General features: G+C 74.0%; 17 protein-coding genes. 6 read left to right on the forward strand and 11 right to left on the reverse strand.

All coding sequences use genetic code 11. The annotated features are described in order from the left end of the window. Nucleotides 1-4 precede the first annotated feature (4 nt). Complete coding sequence (gene deoC / locus ACZ6J5_RS03320) at nucleotides 5-964, reverse strand: deoxyribose-phosphate aldolase (protein WP_469387079.1); 960 nt, start codon at nucleotides 962-964, stop codon at nucleotides 5-7. Nucleotides 965-1228: 264 nt separating this feature from the next. Here deoC and ACZ6J5_RS03325 point away from each other — a divergent pair, with 264 nt between their 5' ends. Further along, nucleotides 1229-1876, forward strand: a complete 648-nt coding sequence (locus ACZ6J5_RS03325; protein ID WP_469387081.1) for a PH domain-containing protein — start codon at nucleotides 1229-1231, stop codon at nucleotides 1874-1876. 55 nt (nucleotides 1877-1931) lie between these two features. Here the strand turns inward: ACZ6J5_RS03325 and ACZ6J5_RS03330 are convergent, their stop codons facing one another. The 4 genes from ACZ6J5_RS03330 to ACZ6J5_RS03345 all read right to left on the reverse strand — a co-directional run bounded on the left by ACZ6J5_RS03330 (nucleotide 1932) and on the right by ACZ6J5_RS03345 (nucleotide 6740). Next, nucleotides 1932-3131: a hypothetical protein gene (locus ACZ6J5_RS03330; RefSeq protein WP_469387435.1), complete on the reverse strand. Its 1200-nt coding sequence runs from the start codon at nucleotides 3129-3131 to the stop codon at nucleotides 1932-1934. Nucleotides 3132-3351: 220 nt separating this feature from the next. After that, complete coding sequence (locus ACZ6J5_RS03335; RefSeq protein WP_469387083.1) at nucleotides 3352-5007, reverse strand: phospho-sugar mutase; 1656 nt, start codon at nucleotides 5005-5007, stop codon at nucleotides 3352-3354. A 179-nt stretch (nucleotides 5008-5186) separates the two neighbouring features. Continuing rightward, complete coding sequence (locus ACZ6J5_RS03340) at nucleotides 5187-5990, reverse strand: purine-nucleoside phosphorylase (protein ID WP_469387085.1); 804 nt, start codon at nucleotides 5988-5990, stop codon at nucleotides 5187-5189. Between the two features lie 312 nt (nucleotides 5991-6302). Continuing rightward, nucleotides 6303-6740, reverse strand: a complete 438-nt coding sequence (locus ACZ6J5_RS03345) for a gamma-glutamylcyclotransferase family protein (protein ID WP_046908459.1) — start codon at nucleotides 6738-6740, stop codon at nucleotides 6303-6305. A 229-nt stretch (nucleotides 6741-6969) separates the two neighbouring features. Between ACZ6J5_RS03345 and ACZ6J5_RS03350 the strand changes: the two genes are divergently transcribed. Beyond that, the gene (locus tag ACZ6J5_RS03350; RefSeq protein WP_469387087.1) at nucleotides 6970-8409 is read left to right on the forward strand and encodes an NAD(P)H-quinone dehydrogenase; all 1440 of its coding nucleotides are present in this window, start codon (nucleotides 6970-6972) and stop codon (nucleotides 8407-8409) included. 224 nt (nucleotides 8410-8633) lie between these two features. After that, complete coding sequence (locus ACZ6J5_RS03355; protein WP_469387437.1) at nucleotides 8634-9563, forward strand: DeoR/GlpR family DNA-binding transcription regulator; 930 nt, start codon at nucleotides 8634-8636, stop codon at nucleotides 9561-9563. Nucleotides 9564-9759: 196 nt separating this feature from the next. Here the strand turns inward: ACZ6J5_RS03355 and ACZ6J5_RS03360 are convergent, their stop codons facing one another. Together ACZ6J5_RS03360 and ACZ6J5_RS03365 are read right to left on the reverse strand one after the other, a co-directional pair. Continuing rightward, on the reverse strand, nucleotides 9760-10305 hold the full coding sequence (locus ACZ6J5_RS03360) for a TetR/AcrR family transcriptional regulator (protein WP_469387089.1): 546 nt from the start codon (nucleotides 10303-10305) through the stop codon (nucleotides 9760-9762). Nucleotides 10306-10403: 98 nt separating this feature from the next. After that, the gene (locus tag ACZ6J5_RS03365) at nucleotides 10404-12158 is read right to left on the reverse strand and encodes an acetyl/propionyl/methylcrotonyl-CoA carboxylase subunit alpha (protein ID WP_469387091.1); all 1755 of its coding nucleotides are present in this window, start codon (nucleotides 12156-12158) and stop codon (nucleotides 10404-10406) included. Between the two features lie 373 nt (nucleotides 12159-12531). On the opposite strand from ACZ6J5_RS03365, the gene ACZ6J5_RS03370 reads away from it, so the two are divergent. Then, nucleotides 12532-12957, forward strand: a complete 426-nt coding sequence (locus tag ACZ6J5_RS03370; protein WP_469387093.1) for a hypothetical protein — start codon at nucleotides 12532-12534, stop codon at nucleotides 12955-12957. 57 nt (nucleotides 12958-13014) lie between these two features. Here the strand turns inward: ACZ6J5_RS03370 and ACZ6J5_RS03375 are convergent, their stop codons facing one another. The 4 genes from ACZ6J5_RS03375 to ACZ6J5_RS03390 all read right to left on the reverse strand — a co-directional run bounded on the left by ACZ6J5_RS03375 (nucleotide 13015) and on the right by ACZ6J5_RS03390 (nucleotide 15733). Further along, on the reverse strand, nucleotides 13015-13620 hold the full coding sequence (locus ACZ6J5_RS03375; protein ID WP_469387095.1) for a nucleoside triphosphate pyrophosphatase: 606 nt from the start codon (nucleotides 13618-13620) through the stop codon (nucleotides 13015-13017). A 52-nt stretch (nucleotides 13621-13672) separates the two neighbouring features. Then, nucleotides 13673-13801 carry a morphogenic membrane protein MmpB gene (gene mmpB / locus ACZ6J5_RS03380; RefSeq protein ID WP_469387097.1) on the reverse strand — a complete coding sequence of 43 codons (129 nt, stop codon included), beginning with the start codon at nucleotides 13799-13801 and terminating at the stop codon, nucleotides 13673-13675. 74 nt (nucleotides 13802-13875) lie between these two features. After that, nucleotides 13876-14088 (reverse strand): acyl-CoA carboxylase epsilon subunit, encoded by a 213-nt coding sequence (locus ACZ6J5_RS03385; protein WP_469387099.1) that lies wholly within the window; start codon nucleotides 14086-14088, stop codon nucleotides 13876-13878. A 43-nt stretch (nucleotides 14089-14131) separates the two neighbouring features. Beyond that, on the reverse strand, nucleotides 14132-15733 hold the full coding sequence (locus tag ACZ6J5_RS03390; RefSeq protein ID WP_469387101.1) for an acyl-CoA carboxylase subunit beta: 1602 nt from the start codon (nucleotides 15731-15733) through the stop codon (nucleotides 14132-14134). Between the two features lie 134 nt (nucleotides 15734-15867). Here ACZ6J5_RS03390 and ACZ6J5_RS03395 point away from each other — a divergent pair, with 134 nt between their 5' ends. Then, complete coding sequence (locus tag ACZ6J5_RS03395; RefSeq protein WP_469387102.1) at nucleotides 15868-16719, forward strand: biotin--[acetyl-CoA-carboxylase] ligase; 852 nt, start codon at nucleotides 15868-15870, stop codon at nucleotides 16717-16719. A 180-nt stretch (nucleotides 16720-16899) separates the two neighbouring features. After that, entirely contained in the window at nucleotides 16900-18132 is a 1233-nt protein-coding gene (locus tag ACZ6J5_RS03400; RefSeq protein WP_469387104.1) for an adenylate/guanylate cyclase domain-containing protein, read from the forward strand. The last annotated feature ends 26 nt before the right edge of the window (nucleotides 18133-18158 follow it).

An 18158-nucleotide genomic window follows, 5' to 3' on the forward strand; every position in this document is an offset into this window, starting at 1 on the left:
TCGATCAGTCCACCGTCACGTAGTCGGGGCCGGAGTAGCGGCCGGTCGCCAGCTTCTGGCGCTGCATCAGCAGGTCGTTGAGCAGACTGGAGGCGCCGAAGCGGAACCAGTGGTTGTCCAGCCAGTCCGCGCCGACGGTCTCGTTGACCAGGACCAGGAACTTGACGGCTTCCTTGGTGTTGCGGATGCCGCCCGCGGGCTTCACGCCGATCTGGACGCCGGTCTGGGCGCGGAAGTCGCGCACGGCCTCCAGCATCAGGAGCGTGTTGGCGGGGGTGGCGTTGACCGCGACCTTGCCGGTCGAGGTCTTGATGAAGTCCGCGCCCGCCATCATGCCGAGCCAGGAGGCGCGGCGGATGTTGTCGTACGTGGAGAGCTCGCCGGTCTCGAAGATCACCTTCAGCCGCGCGCGGTCGCCGCACTCGGCCTTGACCGCGGCGATCTGCTCGTAGACCTTCAGGTAGTGCCCGGCGAGGAAGGCGCCACGGTCGATGACCATGTCGATCTCGTCGGCGCCCGCGGCGATGGCGTCGGCCGTGTCGGCCAGCTTCACCGGCAGCGCGGCGCGCCCGGCCGGGAAGGCGGTGGCGACCGAGGCGACCTTGACGCCGGAGCCGGCGAGCGCGGCCTTGGCGGTGGCCACCATGTCGGGGTAGACGCAGACGGCGGCGGTGGTCGGCGAGGTGCGGTCGGTCGGGTCGGGGTGGACGGCCTTGGCGGCGAGCGCCCGGACCTTGCCCGGGGTGTCCGCGCCTTCGAGCGTCGTCAGGTCGATCATGGAGATGGCCAGGTCGATGGCGTGGGCCTTGGCCGTGGTCTTGATCGAGCGGGTACCGAGGGACGCGGCGCGCGCCTCCAGGCCGACGGCGTCGACGCCGGGCAGCCCGTGGAGGAAGCGGCGCAGCGTGCTGTCGGACGCGGTCACGTCGGCGAAAGCGTGTGCTGCGGGTGCAGTGGTGGGCATGGTCACCAGTCGAGCATATCTACGCGCGTAGCGACCTGTACAGGGGCCTGCTCGGACGAGCGCCCGAAAGCCCAGGCGGGCGCGGGGGAGCGGGGCTCCGGGTGAGCTCCGTCACGTGCCCCCGGCACGTCCCCCGGCATGGCACCCGGCATGACGCCCGCACGTCCCCCGGCATGACACCGTCATGCCACGGGCATGGCTCCGGCAGGACACCGGCCCGAGCCGCCTGAGCCGAACGGGGAGCCCTGAGGCACAATCGGGCGCATGACGACCCCCGAGCCGCCCGCCCCGCAGCCCTCCGAGCCCGCCCACGCCGACCAGGTCTTCCGGTCGCCGCTCGGCATCGCGGGCGGGGTCACGCTGCTCGTCATCGCCGCGCTCCTCGGCGGCGACTCGATGCTGCGCGGCGAGGGCCGCGTCCCGTGGATGGCGCTCGCCGGGCTGGTCCTCGTGGTCCCGCTGATCGTCGCCTTCACCATCCGCCCCGCCGTCTTCGCCAACGAGGAGCGGCTGCGGATCCGCAACCCCTTCCGCACCATCGCGCTGCCCTGGGGCACCGTCGCCGACCTGCGCGCCGGCTACTCCAGCGAGGTCCTCACCCGCGAGGGCGCCACCTACCAGCTGTGGGCCGTCCCGGTCTCGCTGCGCCAGCGCAAGCGCGCCGCCCGCAAGGCCGCCCGCGCCTCCCAGGACGACCCGCACGGGCGCACCTCCGCCACCGCGGACGTCACCGACCGGGCCTCCCGGGTCGCCCCCAGCGACCAGACCGTCGCCGACCTGCGCGACATGGCCGAGCGGCTCGGCGACCGCCCCGAGGCCCAGGGCGCCCCCGCCGTCCGCTGGGCGTACGAGGTGCTCGCCCCGGCCGCCGCCGGACTCGTTCTCCTCGTGGTCCTCTCCGCGACCGGCTGAGCCCCCGGAGCGCGCCCGGCCGAGCCTCCCGGGAGCGCGCCCGGACGCGCCGGGCCTACGGCGGCCCCGGCCACACCAGCAGCATGTGCGCGCCCAGCCACGCCGACGACAGCGCCGCCGCCGCCAGCACCAGGGTCCGCGCCGCCGGGCGGGCCCGGGCCAGGCCCGCCGCCAGGGGGAGCAGCAGCGGGAAGCCCGGGAGCAGGAAGCGGGCCCGGGGGAAGTAGACGCCGCCGCTGCCCAGCACCACCAGCAGCAGCACGCCCGAGAAGACCAGCAGCGGCAGCGGCTGCCGGTCCGCGAGCGCCAGCAGGAACAGGCCCGCCGACGCCACCAGCACCAGCGAGACCACCACCAGGAACAGCGAGGGGGCGCGGGCGTAGACCAGCACGCCGCGCAGCACCCGCAGGGTGGTCGCCCCGCCGTCCCACTCGTTGGTCCACCGCCGCTGCACCGCGAAGTAGCCGTCCCAGCGGCCCAGCCGCGCCCCCACCCAGGCCACGTAGCCGAGCCAGCCCAGCGGTGCCGCGAGCGCCGCCGGCCAGGCCCGCCGCTCCCCGCGCCGCACCGCCAGCAGGGCGCCCGCCGCCACCGCGGCGGCCACCGCGACCCCGGTCGGCCGGGTCAGCCCCGCCGCCACCGCCAGGCCCGCCGCCCACGCCCAGCGCCCGCGCAGCACCGCGTACAGCGCCCACGCGGCCAGCGCCGTGAACAGCGACTCCGTGTACCCCATCCACTGCACCGCCGCGACCGGCAGCGCCCCCCACAGCACCGCGAGCAGCGTCCCCGTACGGCGTCCGTGCAACCGGTCGCCGACGGCGAAGACGCCCCAGGCGGCCGGCAGCGAGCAGCCCCAGGCCAGCACCAGGCCCACCGAGGCGGCCGAGCCGGGGGCGACCGCCGACAGGGCCCTGACCAGCAGCGGGTACAGCGGGAAGAAGGCCAGGTTGTCGTGGTCCCCCGGGGGGCCGAGGGCCCGGTCGTAGCCGTGCGCCGCGATGTCCAGGTACCAGCCCGAGTCCCAGGAGGTCGCCAGCGTCGGCCACACCCCGTGGCCCTTCAGGTGCGCCCAGCGGGCCAGCACCAGCAGGCCGAGCAGCCGCACGGCCAGATAGCCGAGCAGCGCCGGGGCCGCCCGCCGCAGCGCGCCGGCCAGGGGGCCGGGGAACGCGCCCGGGAGCGGGCCGGGCGGGCGGCGGGGCAGCAGCCGGGGCAGCCGGCGGGGCGGCGGCGCGGGCCCGCGCGCGGCGGGCACGGCGGGTACGGCGCGGCGGGGGGTCTGCCGGGAGGGCACCGGGGGCACCGGGTCACCCTCGCCCCGGCCGTCCCCGCGCGGGGCGCGGGTTAGGTCACCTGCCGTACCCGGTTCACCCGAAGGGGGAGCCCGGCGGGAGGCGGGCCGGGGCACGCGGGCCGGGGACGCCGGAGGGCCCGTACGGAAACGATTCCGTACGGGCCCTCCGGGGCTCCCGCCGTTACAGGCCCGCGGCCTCGGCCAGGTCCTTCTTGAGCGCGGCCAGCAGGTCGGCGCCGGTCGCGCGGGCCGTCGACAGCTCGCTCGCGCCGCCGACCGGGACCACGACCTCCAGATAGCACTTGATCTTCGGCTCGGTGCCGGAGGGGCGCACGATCACCCGGGCCTTGTAGTCGCCCTCCAGGTGGTAGCGCAGCCCGTCCGTCGGGGGCAGCGACTCGGTGCCCTTCGACAGGTCCTCCGCCGAGACCACGGTGAGGCCCGCGAGGCGCACCGGCGGGTTCTCGCGCAGCGCCGCCATCGCGTTCGCGATGATGCTCAGGTCGCGCACCCGCACCGAGAGCTGGTCCGTGGCGTGCAGCCCGTGGGCCACCGCCAGGTCGTCCAGCAGGTCCGTCAGGGTGCGGTCCCGCTCCTTGAGCTCCGAGGCCAGCTCGGCGACGAGCAGCGCCGCCGTGACGCCGTCCTTGTCGCGCACGCCCTCGGGGTCGACGCAGTAGCCCAGCGCCTCCTCGTAGCCGTACCGCAGGCCCTCGACGCGGGCGATCCACTTGAAGCCGGTCAGCGTCTCCTCGTAGCCGACACCCGCCGCCTCCGCGATCCGGCCGAGCAGCGAGGACGACACGATCGACTCGGCGAACACGCCCCGGGCGCCCTTGTGCACCAGGTGCGCGGCGAGCAGCGCGCCGACCTCGTCGCCGCGCAGCATCCGCCAGCCGCCCTCGGCGGACGCGTCCGGCACGGCCACCGCGCAGCGGTCCGCGTCCGGGTCGTTGGCGATCACGAGGTCCGGCTCCGCCGACCGCGCCGTCTCGAAGGCGAGGTCCATGGCCCCCGGCTCCTCCGGGTTCGGGAACGCGACCGTCGGGAAGGCCGGGTCCGGCTCCGCCTGCGCGGCGACCAGCACCGGCGCCGGGAAGCCGTGCCGGGCGAAGGCGGCCGTCAGGACGTCCTTGCCGACGCCGTGCATGGCCGTGTAGACGGTCCGGGCGCCGCGCGGGGAGCCGGGGGTCAGCACCGCGTCCGTACGCGCCAGGTACGCCTCCAGGACCTCGTCGCCGAGGGTCTCCCAGCCGGACTCGGGGCGCGGCACGTCGGCCAGCGCGCGCACCGCGTCGATCTCGGCGGCGATCTCCACGTCGGCCGGCGGGGTGATCTGCGAGCCGTCGCCCAGGTACACCTTGTAGCCGTTGTCGCGCGGCGGGTTGTGGCTCGCGGTCACCTCGACACCGGCGACGGCGCCCAGGTGCCTTATGGCGTACGCCAGGACGGGCGTCGGCAGCGGGCGCGGCAGCAGCGCGGCGCGCAGCCCGGCGCCGGTCATCACGGCGGCGGTGTCGCGGGCGAAGTCCGCGGACTTGTAGCGGGCGTCGTAGCCGATGACGACGAGGCCGCCGCTCTCGCCCTTCGCCTTGAGGTACGCGGCGAGGCCGGCGGCGGCGCGGATGACCACGGCGCGGTTCATCCGCATCGGGCCGGCGCCCAGCTCGCCGCGCAGGCCGGCGGTGCCGAACTGGAGCGTGCCGGCGAAGCGCTCGGCGAGCTCTTCGGTCGCGCCGGCGTCGAGGAGCTTCGCGAGCTCCTCGCGGGTCTCGGCGTCGGGGTCCTCGGCGAGCCAGGCGTGGGCCCGGGCGAGGAGGTCGTCTTCCTGCGTCACGGTGTGCCTTTCGGGGCGATGGCGGCGGGTGGGCGGCGGGGCGGTGCGGGGTGGGCCGCTGGAGCTGTTCCCCGCGCCGTCCCCTCCCGAACCGGGGCCGTGCCCCGGACCCCCGGTCACGGGAGGGGCGGGGGAAGGGGCCCGGCGGGCCGGACCCTCCCCCGCGAGCCGGGGGAGGCTCAGATGCGGTCGAGCACGCGGGTCAGCAGCTCGCCCATGCGGGCGGCGGAGTCGCGGCCGGCCTGGAGGACCTCTTCGTGGTTGAGCGGCTCGCCCGACAGGCCCGCGGCCAGGTTGGTGACGAGGGAGATGCCCAGGACCTCGGCGCCCGCCTCGCGGGCCGCGATGGCCTCCAGGACGGTGGACATGCCGACCAGGTCGCCGCCCATGACGCGGACCATGTTGATCTCGGCCGGGGTCTCGTAGTGCGGGCCGGGGAACTGGACGTAGACGCCCTCCTCCAGCGTCTCGTCGACCTCCTTGCACAGCGCGCGCAGCCGCGGCGAGTACAGGTCGGTGAGGTCGACGAAGTTGGCGCCGACGATCGGCGAGGCGGCCGTCAGGTTGAGGTGGTCGCTGATCAGGACCGGCTGGCCGGGGCGCATGCCCTCGCGCAGGCCGCCGCAGCCGTTGGTCAGCACGACGGTCTCGCAGCCCGCGGCGACGGCGGTGCGCACGCCGTGGACGACGGAGGCGACGCCGCGGCCCTCGTAGTAGTGGGTGCGGCCGAGGAAGACCAGGGCGCGCTTCTCACCGATCTTGTACGAGCGGACCTTGCCGCCGTGGCCCTCGACGGCCGGCGGCGGGAAGCCGGGGAGCTCGGTGACCGGGAACTCGGCCTCGGGGGCGCCCAGGGCGTCGACGGCCGGAGCCCAGCCGGATCCCATGACCAGGACGACGTCGTGCTTCTCGACTCCGGTCAGCTCGCGCAGGCGGGCGGCAGCGGCCTCGGCGGCCTCGTACGGGGTGGCAGTTGCGTTCACTGACTCTCTCGCCTCGGGGAGGGGGGTCCGAGGGGAGCCCCGGACGGATTTGCTACGCGCAGCAGCCTAGCCGGAGAATCCCTACGCGCGTAGATGACGTTGCGGACGGACCTGCGATCGTTGTCTTGTCGTTTCCGACGAAGACCGCGACGGAGGGTGAGCCGGAGATCACCACGAACGGCGCGGCGACCCGCGCGGCGCATCCCGCGCCGACGCACGCGACGACGACAGGGCCGACGGGGCCGACGGGGCCGACCGGGCCGAAGCCGACCGCGACGGCCGACGGGCCGGGGCGCGCGCCGGCGCCCGGTGTCAGCACGGGCGCTTGCGCAGCTCCATCACGTAGTCGTGCGGCGCCCCGGCGGACTCCGCCGCGTCGGCGACCTCGCCCAGGTAGCGGGCGGACGGCAGCCCGCCCTCGTAGGCGTTCAGCACGTACACCCAGGCCGGCTCCTCGCCGTCCAGGGTGTGCACCCGCACCCGCATCCGCCGGTAGATGTCGAGGCCGACGCCCTCCCAGCGGTCCAGCGAGTCCTCGTCCATCGGGGCGATGTCGTACAGCGCGACGAAGACCTGGGAGCGCGGCGCCTCCACGATGGTGGCCAGCGCTCCCTCCCACCCCATCTGCTCCCCGCCGAAGGTCAGCCGCCAGCCGTTCAGCCAGCCGGTGCCGCGCAGCGGCGAGTGCGGAGCGCGGCGGGTCATGAGCCGCGCGTCGAGGTTGCCGGCGTAGGCGGCGTAGAGCGACATGGGTCCGAGGGTACGGGAGGGTGCGGGGTGCATGACGAAGCCCGTGGTAGGGGGCCCGTCGGCGACGGCCCCCGGAGCCGGTGACCCCCGGGTACGCCCCCGCCGCGTGCCCGCCGGGCGGGTACGGGAGAATGGGGTACGCACTTGAAGCGTGCGGGACAATGGCGTACGCACTGCATCCCCGCGGGGCGACCCCCCGGCAGAACGAGAGCGCGAGGCGTAGATCCCAGTGACCCGGATCGTGATCATCGGCGGCGGACCCGGCGGCTACGAGGCGGCCCTCGTGGGCGCCCAACTCGGCGCGGAGGTGACCGTCGTCGACTGCGACGGCCTCGGCGGCGCATCCGTCCTGACCGACTGCGTCCCCTCCAAGACCCTGATCGCCACGGCCGAGGTGATGACCACCTTCGACTCCTCGTACGAGGAGCTGGGCATCATCGTCGCCGACGACACCCCGCACGTGGAGCAGGCCGCCCGGGTGGTCGGCGTGGACCTGGGCAAGGTGAACCGGCGGGTGAAGCGCCTGGCGCTGGCCCAGTCGCACGACATCACCGCCTCCGTCACCCGGGCCGGCGCCCGGGTGCTGCGCGGGCGCGGGCGGCTCTCCGGGCGGCAGGCCATGGACGGCTCCCGCCAGGTGATCGTCACCGCGGCGGACGGCAGCGAGGAGACCCTCACCGCCGACGCGGTCCTGATCGCCACCGGCGGCCACCCGCGCGAGCTGCCCGACGCCCAGCCGGACGGCGAGCGGATCCTGAACTGGACCCAGGTATACGACCTCGGGGAGCTCCCCGAGGAGCTCATCGTGGTCGGCTCCGGCGTCACCGGCGCCGAGTTCGCCGGCGCCTACCAGGCGCTCGGCTCCCGGGTCACCCTGGTCTCCTCCCGCGACCGCGTGCTGCCGGGCGAGGACCCCGACGCCGCCGCCGTCCTGGAGGACGTCTTCCGCCGCCGGGGCATGAACGTCATGGCCCGCTCCCGCGCGGAGTCCGCCAAACGGGTGGGCGACCGGGTCGAGGTCACCCTGTCGGACGGCCGGGTCATCTCCGGCACGCACTGCCTGATGGCCGTCGGCGCCATCCCGAACTCGGCCGGGATGGGCCTGGAGGAGGCCGGGGTCCGGCTGAAGGACTCCGGCCACATCTGGACCGACAAGGTCTCCCGCACCTCCGCCCCCGGCGTGTACGCGGCCGGTGACGTCACGGGCGTCTTCGCGCTCGCCTCGGTCGCCGCCATGCAGGGCAGGATCGCGATGTACCACTTCCTGGGCGACGCGGTGGCCCCGCTGAACCTGAAGACGGTCTCCTCCAACGTCTTCACCGACCCGGAGATCGCCACCGTCGGCTACACCCAGGCCGACGTGGACGCGGGCAAGATCGACGCCCGGGTCGTCAAGCTGCCGCTGCTGCGCAACCCCCGCGCGAAGATGCAGGGCATCCGGGACGGCTTCGTCAAGATCTTCTGCCGTCCGGGCACCGGCATCGTGGTCGGCGGCTGTGTCGTCGCCCCCCGTGCGAGCGAGCTGATCCACCCGATCTCGATCGCGGTCGACAACAATCTGACCGTCGAACAGATCGCAAATGCTTTCACCGTGTACCCCTCCCTGTCGGGCTCGATCGCGGAAGTGGCACGGCAGTTGCACACCCGAAAGACCGCGGGCGAGGCGTAACGGTCCTGTCCGGACCCGGCCGGAACCCCTCCCGCCTGCGGGAACGGTTCGCCGGGTCGGACAACCCCCGGCAACTCGGGACAACGGCGGGGTCTCCCATACCACTTGGGGACCCCGCTTGTGTGCATCTTCTGCAATTCGGCGCATAGTGCTGAAAATCATCGGCCGGTCACGTTACTGTCAGTTTCGTGTTCGCTGCAGAACGTCGCCAGTTGATCCTCGAAATGGTGCGCGCCAATGGAGCCGTGTCGCTCCGCGAGCTCGCCCGCGTCGTCCAGACCTCAGAAGTGACCGTACGGCGAGACGTGCGGGCGCTGGAGGCAGAAGGACTCCTCGACCGCCGCCACGGCGGTGCGGTGCTGCCGGGCGGATTCACACGCGAATCCGGATTCCCGCAGAAATCCCATCTCGCGACCGCCGAGAAGACCGCCATCGCCGACATGGCCGCGAGCCTCGTCGACGAGGGCGAGGCCATCGTCGTCGGCGCCGGCACCACCACGCAGGAGCTGGCCCGCCGGCTCGCCCGGGTGCCCGGACTCACCGTCGTCACCAACTCGCTGCTGGTCGCCCAGGCCCTCGCCCACGCCAACCGGGTGGAGGTCGTCATGACCGGCGGCACCCTGCGCGGCTCCAACTACGCGCTGGTGGGCAGCGGGGCCGAGCAGTCGCTCCAGGGGCTGCGGGTCTCCCGGGCCTTCCTGTCCGGCAGCGGGCTGACCGCCGAGCGCGGCCTGTCCACCTCGAACATGCTCTCCGCGAGCGTGGACCGGGCGCTGGTGCAGGCGGCGGCGGAGGTGGTGGTCCTCGCCGACCACACCAAGCTGGGCACCGACACCATGTTCCAGACGGTGCCGACCGACGTGATCACCCGGCTGGTCACCGACGAGCCGCCCGCCCACGACGAGCGCGCCGCCACCGAGCTCCAGGCCCTGGCCGACCAGGGCGTGCAGATCGCGGTCGCCGGCGCGGGCCTGGGCCACGGGGGCGACCAGCACCCCCCGGGCGGCCGCCCGCGCCGTGACGTCCCGTTGCCGGGACAGCGCGGCCGGGTCCCGGCCGGACAGTTCCGCGGCGGTCCGGGCGGTCCGGGCGGCCTCGGCGAGGTGCTCGCCCCCGAACGGCCGGTGCGGGTCGCGGACATGCGGCGGCGCTGAGCGGGCGCACGGCGGGGCCGCCGGAGCCTGTGGGCTCCGGTGTCGCTGTCGCTGTCGCTGTCGCTGTCCCTGTCGGCTGTCGGCTGTCGGCTTCGCGCTGCCTGCTGTCCGCGCTGCCCGTTGGCGGCTGTCCGCTGTCCGCTGTCCGCTGCCCGCTGCCCGCTGCCCGCTGCCCGCTGTCCGGCGGCGCCGTCGCTCAGTTCGTGATGCCGTGGACCGCCAGGGACAGCAGCCGGTCCGCCAGCTCCGGGTCCTCCGGTGAGCGCTCGGCGGCCAGTGCGATCGCGTTCGTCAGCTGGACCAGGTCGCCGATCGCCACCTCCGCGCGGACCGCGCCCGCCCGCTGGGCGCGCACGAGCAGCTCGCTGCCCGCCGCCCGTAGCGGCTCCCCGCACGCGGCCAGCGCCGAACTCCGGTCCCGGGAGGCCGACATGAGGGCGATGGCCAGCCCCCGGTACTCACCCGCGTGGGCGATCAGGGCGCGCAGCCACGCCACCAGCGCCGCCCGGGGCTCCGGCGCGCCCGCCAGCTCCGCCGAGTGGCGCAGCAGGGCCGCCAGGGCGTCCTGGAAGACGGCGCCGAGCAGCGCCTCCCGGTTGGGGAAGTGCCGGTAGAGCGTGCCGATGCCGACCCCGGCGCGCCGCGCGATGTCCTCCAGGGACGCGTCCGTCCCGTGCGCGGTGAACGCGGCGCGGGCCTCGGTGAGCAGCCGCTCGTGGTTCCGGCGCGCGTCGGCACGCATCCGTACTCCTTGGGCCGGGGGGCGGGTGACACGAAGGGCCCGCGGGCGGTCGTCGCCCGGGGCCCTTCGTACCGTACCCCGCGGTCCGGGGCCCGGTTTCAGTCCTTGATCTCGCAGATCGCGGCGCCCGAGGTGATCGAGGCGCCGACCTCCGCCGAGAGGCCCTTGACCGTGCCGGAGCGGTGCGCGTTCAGCGGCTGCTCCATCTTCATGGCCTCCAGGACGACGATCAGGTCGCCCTCCTTGACCTCCTGGCCCTCCTCGACGGCCACCTTGACGATGGTGCCCTGCATCGGGGACGCGAGGGTGTCGCCGGAGGCGGTCGGGCCGGACTTCTTCGCGGCGCGGCGCTTCGGCTTGGCGCCGGCGGCCAGGCCGGTGCGGGCCAGCGTCATGCCGAGCGAGGACGGGAGGGAGACCTCCAGGCGCTTGCCGCCGACCTCGACGACGATCGTCTCGCGACCGCTCTCGTCCTCGTCCGCGTCGGCGCCGGCCGGGGCGAAGGGCTTGATCTCGTTGACGAACTCGGTCTCGATCCACCGGGTGTGGATGCGGAACGGGTCGGCGGTGAACGCCGGGTCGACCACGACGGCCTGGTGGAAGGGGATGGCGGTGGCCATGCCCTCGACCTTGAACTCGGCGAGCGCGCGGGCGGCGCGCTGGAGGGCCTGCTCACGGGTGGCGCCGGTGACGATCAGCTTCGCGAGCAGCGAGTCCCAGGCCGGGCCGATGACCGAGCCGGACTCGACACCGGCGTCCAGGCGGACACCGGGGCCGGTGGGCGGGGCGAAGAGGGTGACGGTGCCGGGGGCCGGGAGGAAGTTGCGGCCCGGGTCCTCGCCGTTGATGCGGAACTCGAAGGAGTGGCCGCGGATCTCGGGGTCGCCGTAGCCGAGCTCCTCGCCGTCGGCGATCCGGAACATCTCGCGGACCAGGTCGAGGCCGGTGACCTCCTCGGTGACCGGGTGCTCGACCTGGAGGCGGGTGTTGACCTCCAGGAAGGAGATCGTCCCGTCGAGGCCGACCAGGAACTCGACGGTGCCGGCGCCGACGTAGCCCGCCTCCTTCAGGATGGCCTTGGACGCCGCGTACAGCTCGGCGTTCTGAGCCTCCGACAGGAACGGCGCCGGGGCCTCCTCGACCAGCTTCTGGTGGCGGCGCTGGAGGGAGCAGTCACGGGTGGAGACGACGACCACGTTGCCGTGCGAGTCGGCGAGGCACTGGGTCTCGACGTGGCGCGGCTTGTCCAGGTAGCGCTCGACGAAGCACTCGCCTCGGCCGAAGGCGGCGACGGCCTCGCGGACGGCCGAGTCGTAGAGCTCCGGCACCTCTTCGAGGGTGCGGGCGACCTTCAGACCACGGCCACCGCCGCCGAAGGCGGCCTTGATCGCGATCGGCAGGCCGTGCTCCTCGGCGAAGGCGACGACCTCGTCGGCGCCCGAGACCGGGTCCGGGGTGCCGGCGACCAGCGGGGCGCCCGCGCGCTGCGCGATGTGGCGCGCGGCGACCTTGTCGCCGAGGTCGCGGATGGCCTGCGGCGGCGGGCCGATCCAGGTGAGGCCGGCGTCGAGGACGGCCTGGGCGAACTCGGCGTTCTCGGAGAGGAAGCCGTAGCCCGGGTGGATCGCGTCGGCGCCGGAGTCGGCCGCTGCCTGGAGCACCTTGGCCATGTCCAGGTAGCTGGTGGCCGGGGTGTCACCGCCCAGGGCGAACGCCTCGTCGGCCGCGCGGACGTGCAGAGCGTCCCGGTCCGGATCGGCGTAGACGGCTACGCTGGCGATCCCGGCGTCCCGGCAGGCCCGGGCGACGCGGACAGCGATTTCGCCACGGTTGGCGATGAGCACCTTGCGCACGATGGCTCCCTCCTTGAAACAAGCTGAGTTTAGGGACTGCCGACACGGCCTTTCGACCCGTCCCCAGTGGTGAGCTTGCCCACACGGAGCGTGATACCAGGCCTGCTCGGGTCGTGAAATCCCTTGTCGCACCACGGTACGCAGGGTTTCTTTACGGCACAGTAGCCCCGAGGTGTGGCGCAGGTCTCTGTTCGCGTGACCAGTCGCCAAACGGGTTTCTTTGTGGGGTCCCTACGAATGGCTCATCCATTCTTTGCCCGAGCGGCGTCCGTCCGTCCGGCCGCGCGAACCCTTGTCCGGGGATTTACTGGCCAGTAGCCTTCGCCCTGTTGTTCGTACCGGAGGTAACAGCCGTGTTCAGGGGGTGGCCGAGGTGGCCCGAAGACCGATAGCGCTCGTGACGGCCGCCGTGCTCTTCCTCGAAGCGCCCGGGATCGTCGCCCTCAACGCCGTGATGGCGCGCTTCGTGAAGGCCCAGTCGATGTCCCTCGACGGGCTCCACCCCGACGCGATGTACGCCGGCACCTGGGCGCTCGGCCTCGGCTCCGGGGCGCTGCTGCTGCTCTGCGGCCTCGTCCCGCTGATCGCCGCCCTCCGCGACCGCCGCCCCGGCCGCGCGGGCCGGGCCCTGCTGATCGGCTGCGCCGTGGTGCACGGCGTGCTGGGCGCGGTGACGGTCGGTCTGCTGGGCTGGGGGGCCTTCGCCTTGATGATGCTCGTCGTCGGACTGATCGTGCTGACCCTCGTGGCGTACGGGGAGCCCAAGGCGGCCGAGAAGGGGGCCCCGGCTCCCGCCTGAGGCCCCTGACCTGAGGCCTCAGACCTGAGGCCCCGCCGCAGCCCCCCCGCCCCGGCCTCAGGCCCAGAGGTCGGTGATGGAGACGTCCAGCTTGGCCAGCAGGGTGCGCAGCAGCGGCAGGGACAGGCCGATGACGTTGCCCGGGTCGCCGTCGATGCCCTCGATGAAGGGGGCCGAGCGCCCGTCGAGCGTGAACGCGCCCGCCACGTGCAGCGGTTCGCCGCTGGCGACGTACGCGGCGATCTCGGCGTCGCTCGGGTTGCCGAAGCGGACGACGGTGGAGGCGGTGGCCGACTCGTAGCGCTTGGCCGCCGTGTCGTACACGCAGTGGCCGGTCTGGAGGATGCCGACCCGGCCGCGCATCGCGTGCCAGCGGGCGGTGGCCTCGGCGGCGTCGGCCGGCTTGCCGAGGGCCCGCTTGTCGAGCTCCAGGACCGAGTCGCAGCCGATGACCAGCGCGCCGGCGGCCTCGGGGCGGGCGGCGACGTGGGCGGCCTTGGCCTCGGCGAGGGCGAGGGCCAGTTCGGCCGGGGTCGGGGCGTGCGTCTTGTCCTCGTCGACGCCGCTCACGATCACCTCGGGGGCGAGCCCCGCCTGGCGGAGCAGCCCGAGGCGGGCGGGGGAGGCGGAGGCGAGGACGACACGGCGGCGGTCAGCAGTCATGGGGGCAGCGTAGCGAGCGCCCCGGGCACCCGCCGCGCCGATCGGCGCGGCCTCAGCGCCCGCCGAGCACGAGCATCAGCACCACCATGGCGAACCCGAGCAGCACGCCCGCGCGGCGCAGCATCGCCTGCATGTCGCGCATGTCCTTCGGCGGCTCGTTCTTCGGGTCGGACCACAGCATGGTCCCGATCCTGCGGCCCCGGGGGCCCGGCGCGCCTGAGTACGGGTACTCAAGTCGGGCCCCCGCGGCACGGCTCAGGCGGGCCAGGCGGACCGCGCCCAGGCGCGCGGGCCCGGCCGGTGGCGCGCCTCGCGCGCGATGCGGGCGGGGTCCGACCAGCCCTCCGGGGTGCGCGGGCCGCCGCCCGCGACGGCCGCCGCCGCCGTGGCCGCGGCCCGGGCCTGGACCACCGCCAGTGCGGCGGCCAGCTCCTCGGGGGTCGGATTGCCTCGTACGACTCTGATCATGCCGGTGTCCCTCCCAGCGATCGGACGGCGACTGGACAGCGTTCTAGAGCGGGATGTTGCCGTGCTTCTTCGGCGGCAGTGATTCCCGCTTCGTCCGCAGCTGACGCAGGCCCTTCACGATCTGCGGGCGGGTGTCGGACGGCGGGATCACCCCGTCGATGTAGCCGCGCTCGGCCGCGATGTACGGGTTGAGCAGGGCGTCCTCGTACTCCTGGATCAGCCGGGCCCGCTCGGCGTCCGCGGTGCCCGCCTCCTCGGCCTCCGCGATCGCGCGGCGGTGCAGGATGTTGACCGCGCCCTGCGCGCCCATGACGGCGATCTGCGCGGTCGGCCAGGCCAGGTTGAGGTCGGCGCCCAGGTGCTTGGAGCCCATGACGTCGTAGGCGCCGCCGAAGGCCTTGCGGGTGATGACGGTGATCATCGGGACGGTGGCCTCGGCGTACGCGTAGATCAGCTTCGCGCCGCGCCGGATGATGCCGCCGTACTCCTGGTCCACACCCGGCAGGAAGCCCGGCACGTCGACGAAGGTGAGGACCGGGATGTTGAAGGCGTCGCAGGTGCGCACGAAGCGCGCGGCCTTCTCGCTCGCGTCGATGTCGAGGCAGCCGGCGAACTGCATCGGCTGGTTGGCGACCACGCCGACCGGGAAGCCCTCGACGCGGCCGAAGCCGGTCAGGATGTTCGGCGCGAACATGGCCTGGGTCTCCAGGAACTCGCCGTCGTCCAGGACGTGCTCGATGACCGTGTGCATGTCGTACGGCTGGTTCGCCGAGTCCGGGATGAGGGTGTCGAGCTCGCGGTCCTCGCCGGTCGCCTCGGTCTCGGCCGTCTCCGGGAAGGCGGGCGGCTCGGAGAGGTTGTTCGAAGGCAGGTAGGACAGCAGGGACTTGACGTACTCGATCGCGTCCTTCTCGTCGCCCGCCATGTGGTGCGCGACGCCCGAGGTGGTGTTGTGGGTGCGCGCCCCGCCCAGCTCCTCGAAGCCGACGTCCTCGCCGGTCACGGTCTTGATGACGTCCGGGCCCGTGATGAACATGTGCGAGGTCTGGTCGACCATCACCGTGAAGTCGGTGATCGCGGGCGAGTAGACCGCGCCGCCCGCGCAGGGGCCGACGACCAGCGAGATCTGCGGGATGACCCCGGAGGCGTGGGTGTTGCGGCGGAAGATCTCGCCGTACATGCCGAGCGCGCTGACACCCTCCTGGATGCGGGCGCCGCCTGAGTCGTTGATGCCGATGACCGGGCAGCCGGTCTTCAGCGCGAAGTCCATCACCTTGATGATCTTCTGGCCGTAGACCTCGCCGAGGGCGCCGCCGAAGACCGTGAAGTCCTGCGAGAAGACGGCCACCGGACGCCCGTCGACCGTGCCGTAGCCGGTCACGACGCCGTCGCCGTACGGGCGGTTCCGCTCCAGGCCGAAGTGGGTCGACCGGTGCCGGGCCAGCTCGTCCAGCTCCACGAACGAACCCTCGTCGAGCAGCAGGGCGATCCGCTCGCGCGCGGTCAGCTTGCCCTTCGCGTGCTGCTTCTCGACCGCCCGTCCGGAACCGGCGTGCGTCGCCTCGCCGATCCGGCGCTGCAGGTCCGCGATCTTGCCCGCGGTCGTGTGAATGTCGATCTCGTCGTGCTCTGCCGGCTCGGACATCGGGATGCGGCTCCCTGCCTGGTCACGGGGGGTTCGTTGACTACGAATGGGCTACTGCTGAGCTACTGACCCGTAGCGTATCGGCGCCGATACGGTTCGGCAGTGCGGCGTTTGCCACACCTACGCTGGCTTGCATGACGTCCTCCCAAGGCTCCGCGGGACGCTGGTCCGACCTCGACCGGCCGCCGCTCAACGCGCCCGCCCTGCGCCACGCGCTCGTCCGCCCCGACGGGCTGTGGACCTCCCTCGACGTGGTCGAGTCCACCGGCTCCACCAACACCGACCTGGCCGCCCGCGCCGACGCGCTGCCCGAGGGCGCGGTGCTGGTCGCCGAGGAGCAGACCTCCGGGCGCGGCCGGCTCGACCGCACCTGGAGCGCCCCCGCCCGCTCCGGGCTCTTCGTCTCCGTGCTGCTCAAGCCGGACGTGCCCGTGCACCGCTGGGGCTGGCTCCCGCTGCTCACCGGCGTCGCCGCCGCCACCGGCCTGTCGAAGGCCGCCGGGGCCGACCTGACCCTCAAGTGGCCCAACGACCTGCTGGTGCGTGTCGGCGGCGAGGAGCGCAAGACCGGCGGCATCCTCGCCGAGCGGGCCGGCGCCGACGGCGTGGTCGTCGGCCTCGGCCTCAACGTCAGCCTGCGCCCGGACGAGCTCCCCGTCCCCACGGCCGGCTCCCTGCTCCTCGCCGACGCCGTCTCCACCGACCGCGACACCCTGCTGCGGGCCGTCCTGCGCTCCCTGGAGCAGGGGTACGGGGCGTGGGTGCGGGCCGGCGGCGACCCGGACGCCTCCGGGCTCCTGGCCGCGTACGAGGAGCGCTGCGCCACCCTCGGCCGCCGGGTCCGCGCCGAGCTGCCCGGCGAGCGGACGCTGGAGGGCGAGGCGGTCGGCGTGGACGGCGACGGACGCCTGGTCGTCGCCACCGAGGGCGGCGGCACCGAGGCCGTCGCGGCGGGCGACATCGTCCACCTGCGCGCGGCCGGCTGACCCGGCCCCGGACGCGCGGCGCGCCCGAACCGGTCGGTCACCCCGGGTGGCGGCCGGTTCGGGCGTGAGCCAGCACACACCTGCCGTATCGTGGAGCCCGATTCGTGGGGCGCGGTCGTGAGCGCCTTCCACGCGACAGAACGGCAGGACAGTGGGCAGGGAACGGGCAGGAGGCGGCCGGTGACCGTCGACGACGCGAGCGGCGGCGGTACGGCCGAGCCGGCCGTACCGGCCGCGGCGGACGCACCGGACGCACCGGCCGGGACCTCGGGCCCCCCGGGGACCCCCCCGGCCCCGGAAGCGCCGGAACCCTCCGCGTACCCCACCCCCCACCACGTCGTCGACCACACGGCCGAGCCGAGCGACGACCCCCTGGCGATCCGCCTCGAACAGCTCATCCTGGGCGCCGACCGCCGCTACACCCCCTTCCAGGCCGCCCGTACCGCCGGCGTCTCCATGGAGCTCGCCTCCCGCTTCTGGCGCGCCATGGGCTTCGCCGACATCGGCCAGGCCAAGGCGCTCACCGAGGCCGACGTCCTCGCCCTGCGGCGGCTCGCCGGTCTCGTCGAGGCCGGGCTGCTCAGCGAGCCGATGGCCGTCCAGGTCGCCCGCTCCACCGGGCAGACCACCGCGCGCCTGGCCGAATGGCAGATCGACTCCTTCCTGGAGGGCCTGACCGAGCCGCCCGAGCCCGGCATGACCCGCACCGAGGTCACGTACCCCCTGGTCGAGCTGCTCCTGCCCGAGCTGGAGGAGTTCCTGATCTACGTGTGGCGCAGGCAGCTCGCCGCCGCCACCGGCCGGGTCCTCGTGCAGGCCGCCGACGACGAGGAGATGGTCGACCGGCGGCTCGCCGTCGGCTTCGCGGATCTCGTCGGCTTCACCCGGCTCACCCGCCGCCTGGAGGAGGAGGAGCTCGGCGAGCTCGTCGAGGCCTTCGAGACCACCTGCGCCGACCTGGTCGCCGCGCACGGCGGCCGGCTCATCAAGACCCTCGGCGACGAGGTCCTGTACGCCGCCGACGACGCCGGGACCGCCGCCGAGATCGCGCTGCGCCTGATCGAGACGCTCAGCCACGACGAGACCATGCCCGCGCTGCGCGTCGGCATCGCCTTCGGCACGGTGACGACCCGGATGGGCGACGTGTTCGGCACCACGGTCAACCTGGCCAGCAGGCTCACCTCGATAGCCCCCAAGGACGCCGTCCTGGTCGACAGCGCCTTCGCCGAGGAGCTGACCAGGACCGGCGAGGCGCCGGTCTCCGAGGCCAAGGCGGCCGAGGAGGCCGCCCGCGCGGAGCGCGAGGGCGAGCGTGCCGCCACGTACCGCTTCGCGCTCCAGCCGATGTGGCAGCGGCCGGTCCGCGGACTGGGCGTCGTGGAGCCCTGGCTGCTGGGGCGCCGTCCGACCTAGGATCCCGGTGAACAGTCGTTAACCGG

The sequence above is a fragment of the Streptomyces sp. NPDC042100 genome, assembly GCF_055582325.1.